The sequence below is a fragment of the Myxococcus faecalis genome (genome assembly GCF_050039385.1).
In the GTDB taxonomy this organism is placed as follows: domain Bacteria; phylum Myxococcota; class Myxococcia; order Myxococcales; family Myxococcaceae; genus Myxococcus; species Myxococcus fulvus.
Map to the genome: position 1 here is coordinate 10,183,379 of NZ_CP144336.1, position 11,616 is coordinate 10,194,994.

Here is an 11,616-nt window from a genome sequence, read left to right on the forward strand (position 1 = left end):
GGGCCGCGAGCTCATTCGAGCTCGCTGGCGTCGTAGCGTCCGCTCTCCAGCTTCCGCAGATACTCCTCGAAGAAGTCCTCCATCGAGTCGGCGAACGGGCCAAGCGGACCGCCGTGGATCTCCCAGCGAATCACCTGCCCGACGCTGCCGTGCTCCTCGGGCTCCAGGTCCACGCAGTACAGGTTGCCGCCACTGTCCGAAGCGAAGGGCACCCAGCCCGGGTGCCACCACGTCCACTTCACGAACCGCTGGTCCTTGGACAGCTCGTGGGGCCGGGCCTTCTTGAAGACGCCATTGTCGACGTGCTCCCGCAGGCCCTTCCACAGCTCCTGGATCTGCTCCGTGGTCAACACGTCGTACTCGGAGATGGACAGACCGCGGGACGTCGGGGCGCCGCCGCCGAACTTCTGGAGGAACGCGCGGAAGTCCGAGGGCAGCGCCTTGCCGACCTGCTTCTCCAGCGCGGCGATCCGCTCGGGCGTGGCGGGGCGGTTGACCGTCAGCCGCGAGGCATGGTCCGGGTGGTGCTTGTCGGCCCAGTCGCCAATCTGCTTCCAGATGCCGTCCATGCGCTTTCGCGCGGCCTGTTCCCGCGTGGGGCTTCCGGCCGCGAGCAGCCGCTCGATGACCTTCGTGTGGCCACGGCGCGTCGCCAGGTCGATGGGGTAGTAGCCCACGGTGTTGGCGAGGTGCGGGTCCGCGCGCGCCGCGAGCAGCGCCTCCAGCGGCGCCACGTCCTCGATGCAGGCCGCCAGGTGCAGCGGCGTCCAGCCTCGGGCATTGGGCTGGTTCGGATTGGCCCCCGCGCGCAGCAGCGCGCTCACGATTCGCGGCGACGGAGTGCTGAACAGCTCGTCCTCGTTGACGGTGAGGGTGAGCGCGGTGTCACCCTCGTCATCCGTCGCGAGGTGATTGACGTTGGCGCCCTTCGCGATGAGCCGCTCGACGGCACCCTCGTTCCCGGCGCGGATGGCCCACATCAGGGCCGTCCACCCGCGGTCGTTGACGGTCTCCACCGAGGCGCCGTGCTCCAGCAGCAGCTCCGTCAGCTTCGGCTGGTCCTTGAACGTCGCGGCCAGCATCAAGGGCGTCTCCTCCTGCCCGTTGGGAGCGTTGACGTCCACCCCCGCCTTCAGGAGCACCGCGAGGATGTCCTCCGACGGCGCCTCGTTGTCCTCGCCGAACAGGTCCGTGAGCACCGTGGAGCCCGCTTCGTCGTTCCAGCGCTGGTTGACGTTGGAGCCCTTGTCGATGAGCAGCCTCACCAGCGCCACCCCCTCGTCACCCGACTGCGCCGTGGCGAACGAGAGCGCGATGGCCCCATCCGAGTCCTGGGCGTGGACGTCCGCGCCGGCGTCGAGCAGCAGTCGGACCAGCTCCAGGCTGCCCTCGCTGGCCGCGGAGTGCAGGGCGGGGTAGCCCTTGGCGTCGACGGTGTTCGGGTTGGCGCCCGCCGCGAGCTGCTTCGCGACGTCCTTGGCGTTCGAGGCTTCGATGGCTGCGAGCAGCCTGGCGTCCAGGGGGGACAACTTCTTCTTGGGCGACATGAGGGGGGCTCCGGCGGGGACGGTCGTTCTCCTGAACGTCGCCTCGGCGGAAATGTCGCGACCCGACCGGTTTCAGGGGAAGCGCGCGAGGAAGGCCGCGAGCAGGGGGCCTCCTCGTCGCGCCTCCTCGGGGGAGCCGGGCCCGCCCTCGCGCAGCCGGGTGCGCAGATCCTCGAGCGCCGGCTTCATCGCGTCATAGGCCTCGCTCGCCGCCTCCGCGTTGTCGAAGAAGCGATGGTGGAGCAACCAGCCCGACACGGCGCAGGTGACGGCATGGAACGAGCGGCTGTCATCGCGCTCGTACGTGAGTCGCAACTGCCCCGCGAGCTCCTCATCCCGAGCGATGGAGCCCCCCTGCGAGCCCGCCCAGCCGAGCGAGGCTCCTGCTTCGTACGGGGTCCATTCGACCGGCGGGGCGTGCATCGGCCCACCATTCCAGCGAGCCCCGTGAGGGTGCAAGCGCTGGTGCGCGCGTGTGTCCCGCGGGCGTCGACATGGGGGCAGGGGAGCGCCTCGATGACGCGAGGCAGGCCGCGCGGTGGGCCCGGGGCTCGCGCCCGGCAACGTGCGGGCCCGTTGCGCATCCCCGCGCGGTGCTCCACGTTCCAGACAGGTTCCCCTGGCTGACGCCGCGCCGCCGGAGGGGGCGGGTCTCGTGCCCAGGGGTTGGGGCGCGAGACACCTGGTCGAGTCGAGACGAGGGGGCCCGCGTCATGCCAGCCGAACCGTCCAGCCCATGTGGTCCTCGCCCGTCGGGGCGCTCCTCGCGAGGGTGGCCTCCGACGTCGCGACAGGCCTGGCGACGCTCCCTGTCCATCCTCGCCATGCTGCTGCTCCTCGTGGCCGGCGAAATCTATGTGAGCGTCCTGGTGGGCCGACGCCTGTCCTTGATGCTCGTCGTCGCGCTGACCTGCGTGGTCATCAGCGTCGTGGTCTTCGGCTACCTCTTCATCTCGGACCGCGGCGACCTTCCACGTCCATGACGCCGGGAGCGCGCGCCGTGGGGAAGTGCACGGCGAATCGTCCTGGAGGCCCAGATGTGGGGTGAACAGTGACACCGGGCCTGGTTTGTGTGGCGCGCCGCGAGGCGGCTAACCTGCCGTGTCCATGAAGGCGCTCATCGTCTCCCTGTTCTTGTTGGGTTCGGCTCCTCCCGCCGCGACTCCGGCGCTGGCACCGGAAGCACTCTCGGCGCCGCCCGTCTCGGATGATTCCCCGACGGCGTGGGCCTGTACCGTCGACACGCTTCGCGAGGGCAAGGAGTGTGTCTTCGAGTCCGAGGCCACGCCAGGCACACCGAGCCCCGAGCAGGACGCCGCCAACCGCAAGCTGCTCAAGGACATCTCCCGCGCGCTGTGCACGGAGACGGTGGGCAATGCGCGCGAGGGCGTCTCCGACGCGACGCTCGTGGCGATGTGCGAGAAGCGCTATCTCGCCGCCGTGGACAAATGCGGGCTGGGGGGCAACGTGTCCATCGTGGACTCGAAGGGCCGCTTCGCGGCGACGGCGCGCACGTGCTACCGCGGCCTGTCCACGGTCCTCCAGGAGGCGCAGTTGATGGCCACCGTGGCCGCGCCCTGCTGTGAGTGCGCCGCGCGCCGAGGCTGTCCCGCCGCCGGCGACCGCTGCTACGCGGACGTCGCCCAGCAGCAGACCAGCCCCGCGACGCTCGCGTGCCTGAGCGAGCGCTGCGAGGACGTGTGCTCCGTCGTGTTGCCCTCGACGTCCACGGCGCCCACCGCGCGCGAGCGTGCGGGGTCGTCTCGTTCCGGTTCGGCTTCGCTCTAGGAGTCTGCGCCATGCGCCACCATCCCTGGACTGTCCCCACCTGGGCCCTGTTGGGCTCGCTCGCCGCCGGCTGCGGCGCGTCGCACTCCCATGTCACCTGGACGGAGTCGCCGCCCCGCGAGGACGCGCCCGTCGTCGAGAAGGCCCGCGAGGCCCCGCCGCCCAGCGCCTCCGCGGACCCCAAGGGCTTCGTCGCGCGCTATCCGAATCCGGCCCTGTGCGAGGCCGCCGCGCGTCGGGTCCAGGCCGAGTCCCGCGACGAGGGCTGGGCCGCCCTCAAGGCCTGCATCGAGCTGACGCCCTTCACCCAGCTTCGAGCGCTGCTCGGCGGCGCGTGGGCGGAGGACCTGAAGGTGCGTCCCGAGGCCGCGAACCTCATCGCGCGCGTGGTGGCGCAGCGCGGGGGCAGCGTGCCCGGTGAGCTCCAGTACCTGCAGGAGCGCAAGATCCCCATCTTCTCCCTCGCCTCCGCGGTGGAGCGGCCGGACACGTACAAGGGCCGCTACGTGCTGCTGCGCGCGCGCGTGGCGGACCAGCGCTCGGAAGGGGAGAAGCCCACGGTGTGGCTGGTGGAGCACACGCTGGCCTCGGTGGAGTCGGATGCCCCGGTGGGCTACGGGGAGACGTTCGACACCACCACGACGACGAACGGTGACCTGGGCGGGCAGACGCAGCTCACGGGGCCGGGGCGGCTGGGTGGGAACCTCAGCACCCGCGAGCGCGGCACCGCGTCCACCACGCGCAAGCACTTCGACAATGTCTCGGATGAGACGGGCCGGGAGGCGCTGGGGCGGCTCTCCGGCGCGGACCCCTTCCTCGAGGCGCGTCGCGAGTACGTCTTCCTGGCGCGCTTCGACGGGGTGCGGTTGACGTCGGGCGGCAACGACGATGACGCCGAGGCGCCGCGCATCCCGGTGCTGACCATCGTCAGCTACCACGCCCCGCAGGCGCTCGTCGTCTACTGAGCCGTCGCCGTCGCGAGGCCCAGGCCCGCAAGAAAAAACGAGGCGCCGGGGACTGTCCCGACGCCTCGTCTGGGGAGCTGGCCCCGCGCCAACCCCACCTGATTCCGAGAGTTCCGCGGGAAAAAACGGCCTCTCATCCAGGAGACCCCTCGCGCTCGGGGCCGGCCACGAGCTGCGTGGATTTTTCCTCTCGCCGTGGCGCACGCACATCGCGCGCTGTGAGGCGGAGTGGGGAAGCGGGCCCCGTGAGGACTACGGGAGCTGGGCGCTCGTGATGACGAAGGCCTGGGTGCTGTCGCGTCCGGACTCGAGCCGCACGGACACCGGCTGGGCCGGCGTGGTGCCCAGGCTCACGCCCACCGGGGCCTCCACCTGCACCTGGAAGGTGCCGGGGATGAGGAACCGGAAGGTGGCCTCGAAGGTGCCGTCCGCGTTGGCGTCCGTCAGCGGCAGCGTCTCGCGGCTGCCCTCGGCGTTGATGAGCACCGCGTTGAGGTTCGCGAGCGTGAGGACCTGGCCCTCGAGTGTCGGCAGGACGACACCGGCGCCGAGCGTCACCTCCACGTCGATGCTCGCGGAGGCGGTCAGCTCCGCGGACTTGATGACCGGGCTCATCACCCAGCGGCCGGAGTTGCCGGCCTCCTTGCCGAAGCTCTGCGCCACGTCGAAGTCGACCAGGAGGATCTTCTGCTCACCCTCGATGGTGAGCTTCTCCGTGAACTTCACCTTCAGGCCGGAGGAGCCGTAGCTGGGCATGTGCAGCCGACCGGACACCTCGGCGCCCTCGGGCAGGCCCGCGTAGTCATCCGACGTGGCGAAGATGGACGTGGTGCCGTCCTCGTTGCGCACCTCCAGGTAGCCGCCGGTGATGACGAAGCGCAGCTGGTCGTAGTCGCCGTTGGGCACCACGGCCTCGGACACGAGCTCCGAGGTGGAGTTGGCCAGCTCCAGCAGGCTCACCGTCACGGGCTCGTCGCGCAGGACGACGCGACCGCCCTCGGAGTCTCCGCCCTGCAGGTAGATGTTCGAGATGGTGACCACCGCCGTCTCGATGCCGTCACCCGGCGCGTCCGTCAGCAGGAGGGAGACCTTTCCATCATCGCCACCACCACAGCCGAGCAGTGGCAACAGCAACACCATGGCGAACCTCGAGACGAGGCTCGCGCGAAGCGAGTCGATGAACGACATGAGGGCTTTTCTCCAGCGAAGGGGCCTCGGGGTGGAGGCCGTTTCGACGGAAATGACTCGCCACCGGACGCATCGGCCACGAGAAAGGCGGTGGACCTGTCCGCAGACTCACCCCGCGTGGAGGTGGGCGTGTCCGGTAGCGTGTGTCGCCGTCCGACTCAGGGCCCGCCCGAGTCCAGGCCGTGCTTGCGCAGGAGCTTGCGCAGGTACACGCGGTCGATGCCCGCTTCACGCGCCGCGCGGGACACGTTGCCCTCGCAGCGCTCGACGAGGTTGCGCAGGTAGTCGCGCTCGAAGCCCTCGATGAGGCGCTCCTTGGCTTCCTTGAAGGGCAGGTCGAGCGCCAGCGACAGCGTGGACTCGTCGTCCTCCTCGTCCTGGGAGGAGGGCGCGCGAGGGGGCGCCTCGGGCAGGTCGGGCATCTCCGGGAGCGCCTCCTCGCCCATGCTGACCACGCGGTCCACCACGTTGCGCAGCTCGCGCACGTTGCCCGGCCACGGGTACTGCGTCAGCAGGGCGCGCGTGACCTCGGAGAGGGCGCTGGGAGGCTTGCCCAGGCGCGAGAGGACGGTGTCGATGAGCAGGGGGATGTCCTCGGGGCGCTCGCGCAGGGGCGGCAGCACGACGCGCAGCACCGCGAGGCGGTGGAACAAGTCGCCGCGGAAGCGGCCCTGCTTCACCGCGCCCTCGAGGTCCTGGTGCGTGGCGGCGACGACGCGCACGTCGAAGGTGCGGTAGTCGTTGGCGCCCACGCGCTTGACCTGCCGGCGCTCCAGCACGCGCAGGAGGCGCGGTTGGACCTCGAGCGGGAGCTCGCCCACCTCGTCGAGGAAGAGGGTGCCGCCGTGGGCGCGCTCGAAGGCGCCCGCGCGATCCGCCTGGGCCCCGGTGAAGGCGCCCTTCACGTGGCCGAACAGCTCGCTCTCCAGGAGCTGGGGAGGGATGCCCGCGAGGTCCGCGATGACGAAGGGGCCCTTGCCGCGCGAGCCGTGCGTGTGGATGGCCTCCGCGCACAGCTCCTTGCCGGTGCCCGTCTCGCCCTGGATGAGGACGTCGGACTCGCCCTGCTGGGTCATCCGCTCCAGGAGGGTGAAGACCTCCCGCATGCGGCGGCTGGTGCCCACCAGGCCCCCGAAGCTCGTCCGGGTGGAGAGGGGCGGAGCCTTGGACTTCTCGCCTTCGGCGACGAGCCGCAGCTCCGTCGTCCCAAGGGTCAGCGTGGCCCCTGGACGAACCTCCAATTCCGAGAAGCGCATGCCCTCGCAGAAGGAGCCATTGCGCGAGCCTGGATCCGTGGCGCGCACGAGATTGTCCCGGACCTCCAGCAGCAGGTGCTGCCTGGAGACGGCGCGATCCGGCAGGACGATGTCCGCCGACGCCTCGGAGCCCACCCGGTAGCGCCCTGGCGCCAGCGGGTACACCCGTCCGGCATCCGGCCCGGACAGCACCGCCAGCTTCACCCGGACGCGCGCGCTCCGGAGTGCCGGCAGGGTATCGGTCCGGACCAGCGCGTCATCCCCATCCTCGTCTCCCATACTTGCCACGGTCCGGAACATAGCACGGGGAAGACCTGGGAAGTTCGGGGTCCCAGGAAAGTGGGGTAGGGTCTGTTCTTGATATGGCCTTGCAGCCCGGCGACAGGTTCGGCCGATACGAGTTGGTGTCCTGGCTCGGTCGGGGGGGAATGGCGGAGACGTGGCGTGCCCGGTGGATGGGCGACGCTGGCGTGACGAAGTCCGTCCTCATCAAGAAGGTGCTCCCGGAGTTCGTGGCGGACGACGCGTTCGTGTCGATGTTCGTCAACGAGGCGAGAATCTCCGCCACGCTGTCCCACGGGAACATCGCGCAGGTCTTCGACTTCGGGCGGGTGGATGGGCAGTACTACCTGGCGATGGAGCTGGTGGACGGGCCGCCGCTGCACCGCATCATGAAGCGGGCGGTGAAGACGGGCCTGCCGCGGTTGCCCATTCCGATCGCGACGTACATCACGTTGGAGATCTGCCGGGGGCTGCACTACGCGCACACGCGGACGGATGACAAGGGTGTGCCGCTGGGCATCGTGCACCGGGACATCTCTCCGGACAACGTGCTGGTCAGCTACGAGGGGCAGGTGAAGATCGTCGACTTCGGCATCGCGAAGGCGCGGATGGCGCGCAACTTCCAGACGGAGCCGGGGGTGGTGAAGGGGAAGTACCTGTTCTTCTCGCCGGAGCAGGCGCGAGGGCGGGAGGTGGATGCGCGGACGGATGTGTGGGCGACGGGGCTGGTGCTGTACGAGATGTTGTGCGGGCAGCCGCCGGTGTCGGGCTCGCAGGCGGCGGTGATGATGAAGATGGCGAACGGGGAGTTTCCTTCGCCTCGGGAGGTGTACGCGGGCATCCCGGAGGAGCTGGACGACATCGTCATGAGGGCGCTGTCGGTGGATTTGTCGGCGCGGTACGAGTCGGCGAATGCGTTCGCGGATGCGCTGGCGGGGTTCCTGTACTCGTATTCACCGCGCTTCTCCGCGATGAACCTGGCGTACCTGGCGCGGGTGCTGTTCCGTGGGGACATGGCACAGGAGGGGCGGGAGTTGTCCGTGCCTCCGTCGTTCATCGATGAGCTGACGCTGTGGCGGCAGCAAGCGGAGACTCCGGCGGAGGAGCCGCCGCAGCCCTCACGTGGGTCGAAGCCGGTGGTCTCGCAGGCGCTGTCCAAGGTCGAGACGGACTTGAAGCCCCGGCTTCAGCGGGCGACGCGGAAGCTGTTGCCCGCGGTGAGCGAGGCGCCGCCTCCGGTCGTGGATGATGCGCCCGAGGTTCCGACGCACGCGACGGGGAGCCTCGCACGCGGGACGAAATGGGGGATGCTGATGGTCGCCGCGGCGGTCGTGGGCGCGCTGTGGGGGGGCGTCTATTGGCTCTTCGGGAGGAGTCGGGAGCTGCCCCTGCCGCAGTCCTCCCGCCCGCAGGTGAATCCCGCGTACCCGATTCCGAGGCGGCTCGACGAAGAACAGGGCGCGCGCCGGATGTCGGCCGCGGAGCTCGCCGAGGAGGCTCGGAAGAAGGCTCAACGCGCTCGGGATGACGGGGCCTATCGGAGCGCCGCGGACTTCGCGGATCAATGTCTCAAGAACGTACCGGACCATCCTCAGTGTCTGTTGATTGCTGGGGCCAGCCATGCGCGAGACGGGAGGTTCGAGGAGGCCGCTGCTCGGTATCAGCGGTTCGTCGAGCGTCACCCCGAGCATGATTTCGCGAAGACCGCGCGGACCCTGGTGGAGGAGTACTCGAGGAAGAGCGCGGAGGCGAAGGTCGCGCAACCCAAGGAAGCTCCTCCCGGATACAAGGTCATCTACGACAAGGATGCCCCTGCGAATCCACCAGCGGGAGCTGGCTCCGCCACATCTTCGAACACGAGCACCCCTGAGAGCGTGGCGCGCGACTTGGTTCAGAAGACCCGGGAGTTGCTCAAGCGACAGAAATACCCGGCGGCTCTGGATATCGCGCAGGAATGCCATGCGATGTTTCCCGAAGATCCTGATTGCCACCTGGTCCTGGGAATCACATACGCCCGGCTCAACAAGATCGATGAGGGGGCAAAGAGCTACAGGCGTTTCCTTGAGCTTGCTCCGAAAAACCATCCGAGCCGCAGCGGAGTGACGAGTCTGCTCAAGGCCTACGACTCAAGCCGCTATTGACCCATTCTTCCGCCACGGCACGCGCCCATGTCCACCGAACGGAACCAACGCTTCGGCCGATACGAGCTCCAGTCCCTCCTGGGCCGGGGCGGGATGGCGGAGACGTGGCGCGCGAAGCTCGTCGGTGCCGCGGGCGTCACCAAGCCGGTCCTCATCAAGATGGTGCTGCCCGAGTTCGCCAACCACTCGGACTTCATCTCCCGGTTCATCAGTGAAGCGCGCATCTCCTCCACGCTGTCCCACGGCAACATCGCCCAGGTCTTCGAGTTCGGGCGCGTCGAAGGCCAGTACTTCCTCGCCATGGAGCTGGTCGACGGCCAGCCCCTCCATCGCGTCCTGAAGCGCGCCGCCAGGCTCGGCCTGCCGCGACTGCCGCCTCCGCTCGCCGCGTACATCGCCCTGGAGATGTGTCGGGGCCTGCACTACGCGCACACGCGCACCGACGATAAGGGCGCCCCGCTGGGCATCGTCCACCGCGACATCTCTCCGGACAACGTGCTCATCAGCTACGAGGGCCAGGTCAAGATCGTCGACTTCGGCATCGCCAAGGCCCGCATGGCCCGCGACTTCGAGACCCAGCCCGGCGTCGTGCGCGGCAAGTACCTCTACTTCTCCCCCGAGCAGGCCAAGGGCCTGGAGGTCGATGCCCAGAGTGACGTCTGGTCCACGGGGCTCGTGCTCTACGAGATGCTCTGCGGACAACCTCCCGTCACCGGCACCCAGGCCTCGGTGATGCTGCGGCTGGCCTACGGCGAGTTCCCTCCACCCCGACACCTTCGCCCCAGCCTCCCCGCCGAGCTGGACGCGCTCATCATGTCCGCCCTCTCGGTGGACCTGTCCGCGCGCTTCCACTCCGCGCATGCCTTCGCCGAAGGGCTCGCGGAGTTCCTCTACTCCCAGAACCGCTCGTTCTCGTCCCAGGACCTGGCGCACGCACTCCGGCTGCTCTTCCGCGAGGACCTCCAGAAGGAGGGACGCACCCTCAACGTCCCTCGCTCCTTCGAGGAGGAGTTCGCGTCCTGGCGCACCTCCGAGGCCCGCTCCAGGCCCCCCTCGAAGCCGCACCCCCGGGAGACCCTGGAGCTCCCCGCCGCTCCACACCCCGGCACCATGCCCCTGGCCAGGAGTCCGGACCTGGACCGCACGGTGCTCGATGCCGCGCGCCTGTCCGGCGAGCCGCCCACGCAGCTGCTCGGCGCGTTCGGGCTCATGTCGCGCCTGTGGCTCTCCCGCAGATGGCGTGTGGCCGGACTCGTGTCCCTCGGGGGGATCGGCACGGTGCTCACCGGACTCCTGATCGCCCGCGCCATCCCCTCGGACTCCACCGGCACTCCGGTAGCGGGGGACGACACGCGGCCCGTGACCGGCGAGCTGCGCCCTCCCGCCGTCATCGCGTATCCCGTGAGGGAGCTGATGCTCGAGGCGGACCGCGATGTCCTCATCGTTCCGCGGACGTTCCGGACCTTCGAGTCGCTCGACCCCTCGCGGACCTATGCGCTCGGCGACGCGACGGTCCCCGCCCAGGACGAGCCCGAGGTCCTCACCCCCGACGTCGACGGGCCGACCCCGGTCTTCCATCTGTTGTCCGGGGACGCGGACACACTCCCCGAGGCCGTCCGTCTCGGTCAGGTGACGCTCGCCCCGACGCGCTTCTCGGGGGCCCGCTTCGCCTCGCTGTTCAGGCTGGGACCGCCGGGGCTTCGCGCCATCCCCGGACGCACCATCCGACTCGCGGGCCGTGGCCGCGAAGAGTTCCAGACCACGACCTTCCGCCCGGACGCGGAAGGCCTCCTCCTGAAGCGAGCGCTCACGCTCACCGGCCTGGACCCGGCGGTCCTGTACTCCCTCAAGCTGGAGCCGACCGAGCGCGACGCGTTCCTCCACGGACCCAAGGCAGGACCCGCGCGCGCCGTCCTCTGCGCGCAGTGGCTGCCCGACGCGGAGTCCGCGCCACGCAACGCCCCCAGGCCCGAGCGGGAAGGGGCCCTGCTCCAGTTCCTCCTCTCCGTCGGTACCGAGCGTCGCGTTCGAGGCGTGCTCGGGCTGCGGTGTGCATTCATCGACGACAGCGTGGACGGCAACTCGGGCGCGCTGCGGCTGCGCATCGAGGAGCCCGAGCCCTCCCAGCGTCCGCCTCCGAAGAAGGCGCGGAGCGCGGACGTGGGGACGCTGGTCCTGCAGATGCGGCAACGGCTGCAGGCCGGTGACGCCGGGGGCGCGCGCTCGCTCGGGGAGAAGTGTCTGTCCTTGGCCCCCCAGCACGCGGAATGTCTGCTCATGTCCGGGACCGCGTCGACGCTGGAGGGGCGCCCGGACGAGGCGGCGCGCATCTACAGACGGTTCCTGGAGCTGCATCCCCGGCATGCACAGACGGAGGTCGTGAAGGGCTTGTTGTCAGGTCTGGAAGGGGTGGATCCACCGCGGTGAGCGTTCGTTCGTGACCTGTCGT

9 protein-coding genes are annotated in these 11,616 nt (G+C 69.7%); 5 read left to right on the forward strand and 4 right to left on the reverse strand.

Annotated elements, in window-relative coordinates; all coding sequences use genetic code 11:
- Positions 1-11: 11 nt before the first annotated feature.
- Entirely contained in the window at positions 12-1,547 is a 1,536-nt protein-coding gene (locus VZQ01_RS40565; protein ID WP_223783348.1) for an ankyrin repeat domain-containing protein, read from the reverse strand.
- A gap of 72 nt (positions 1,548-1,619) precedes the next feature.
- The gene (locus VZQ01_RS40570; RefSeq protein WP_426746329.1) at positions 1,620-1,970 is read right to left on the reverse strand and encodes a hypothetical protein; all 351 of its coding nucleotides are present in this window, start codon (positions 1,968-1,970) and stop codon (positions 1,620-1,622) included.
- Positions 1,971-2,371: 401 nt separating this feature from the next.
- Here VZQ01_RS40570 and VZQ01_RS40575 point away from each other — a divergent pair, with 401 nt between their 5' ends.
- The 3 genes from VZQ01_RS40575 to VZQ01_RS40585 all read left to right on the forward strand — a co-directional run bounded on the left by VZQ01_RS40575 (position 2,372) and on the right by VZQ01_RS40585 (position 4,300).
- On the forward strand, positions 2,372-2,530 hold the full coding sequence (locus VZQ01_RS40575) for a hypothetical protein (protein ID WP_223749049.1): 159 nt from the start codon (positions 2,372-2,374) through the stop codon (positions 2,528-2,530).
- A 124-nt stretch (positions 2,531-2,654) separates the two neighbouring features.
- The gene (locus VZQ01_RS40580; RefSeq protein ID WP_223749140.1) at positions 2,655-3,335 is read left to right on the forward strand and encodes a hypothetical protein; all 681 of its coding nucleotides are present in this window, start codon (positions 2,655-2,657) and stop codon (positions 3,333-3,335) included.
- An 11-nt stretch (positions 3,336-3,346) separates the two neighbouring features.
- Positions 3,347-4,300: a hypothetical protein gene (locus VZQ01_RS40585; protein ID WP_223749048.1), complete on the forward strand. Its 954-nt coding sequence runs from the start codon at positions 3,347-3,349 to the stop codon at positions 4,298-4,300.
- A 252-nt stretch (positions 4,301-4,552) separates the two neighbouring features.
- Here the strand turns inward: VZQ01_RS40585 and VZQ01_RS40590 are convergent, their stop codons facing one another.
- Both VZQ01_RS40590 and VZQ01_RS40595 read right to left on the reverse strand, forming a co-directional pair.
- Complete coding sequence (locus VZQ01_RS40590; protein ID WP_426746330.1) at positions 4,553-5,488, reverse strand: DUF4382 domain-containing protein; 936 nt, start codon at positions 5,486-5,488, stop codon at positions 4,553-4,555.
- Positions 5,489-5,646: 158 nt separating this feature from the next.
- Positions 5,647-7,044 carry a sigma 54-interacting transcriptional regulator gene (locus tag VZQ01_RS40595; RefSeq protein ID WP_223749046.1) on the reverse strand — a complete coding sequence of 466 codons (1,398 nt, stop codon included), beginning with the start codon at positions 7,042-7,044 and terminating at the stop codon, positions 5,647-5,649.
- A 62-nt stretch (positions 7,045-7,106) separates the two neighbouring features.
- Here VZQ01_RS40595 and VZQ01_RS40600 point away from each other — a divergent pair, with 62 nt between their 5' ends.
- Together VZQ01_RS40600 and VZQ01_RS40605 are read left to right on the forward strand one after the other, a co-directional pair.
- The gene (locus VZQ01_RS40600) at positions 7,107-9,167 is read left to right on the forward strand and encodes a serine/threonine protein kinase (protein WP_426746331.1); all 2,061 of its coding nucleotides are present in this window, start codon (positions 7,107-7,109) and stop codon (positions 9,165-9,167) included.
- Positions 9,168-9,194: 27 nt separating this feature from the next.
- Positions 9,195-11,594: a protein kinase domain-containing protein gene (locus VZQ01_RS40605; protein ID WP_426746332.1), complete on the forward strand. Its 2,400-nt coding sequence runs from the start codon at positions 9,195-9,197 to the stop codon at positions 11,592-11,594.
- Positions 11,595-11,616: the final 22 nt, after the last annotated feature.

What these genes read in the sequence shown, in the direction of transcription:
- VZQ01_RS40605 (WP_426746332.1), top strand. Translation starts at nt 9,195, where the DNA reads ATGTCCACCGAACGGAACCAACGCTTCGGCCGATACGAGCTCCAGTCC.
- VZQ01_RS40600 (WP_426746331.1), top strand. Translation starts at nt 7,107, where the DNA reads ATGGCCTTGCAGCCCGGCGACAGGTTCGGCCGATACGAGTTGGTGTCC.
- VZQ01_RS40580 (WP_223749140.1), top strand. Translation starts at nt 2,655, where the DNA reads ATGAAGGCGCTCATCGTCTCCCTGTTCTTGTTGGGTTCGGCTCCTCCC.
- VZQ01_RS40575 (WP_223749049.1), top strand. Translation starts at nt 2,372, where the DNA reads ATGCTGCTGCTCCTCGTGGCCGGCGAAATCTATGTGAGCGTCCTGGTG.
- VZQ01_RS40595 (WP_223749046.1), bottom strand. Translation starts at nt 7,044, where the DNA reads ATGTTCCGGACCGTGGCAAGTATGGGAGACGAGGATGGGGATGACGCG.
- VZQ01_RS40590 (WP_426746330.1), bottom strand. Translation starts at nt 5,488, where the DNA reads ATGTCGTTCATCGACTCGCTTCGCGCGAGCCTCGTCTCGAGGTTCGCC.
- VZQ01_RS40570 (WP_426746329.1), bottom strand. Translation starts at nt 1,970, where the DNA reads ATGCACGCCCCGCCGGTCGAATGGACCCCGTACGAAGCAGGAGCCTCG.
- VZQ01_RS40585 (WP_223749048.1), top strand. Translation starts at nt 3,347, where the DNA reads ATGCGCCACCATCCCTGGACTGTCCCCACCTGGGCCCTGTTGGGCTCG.
- VZQ01_RS40565 (WP_223783348.1), bottom strand. Translation starts at nt 1,547, where the DNA reads ATGTCGCCCAAGAAGAAGTTGTCCCCCCTGGACGCCAGGCTGCTCGCA.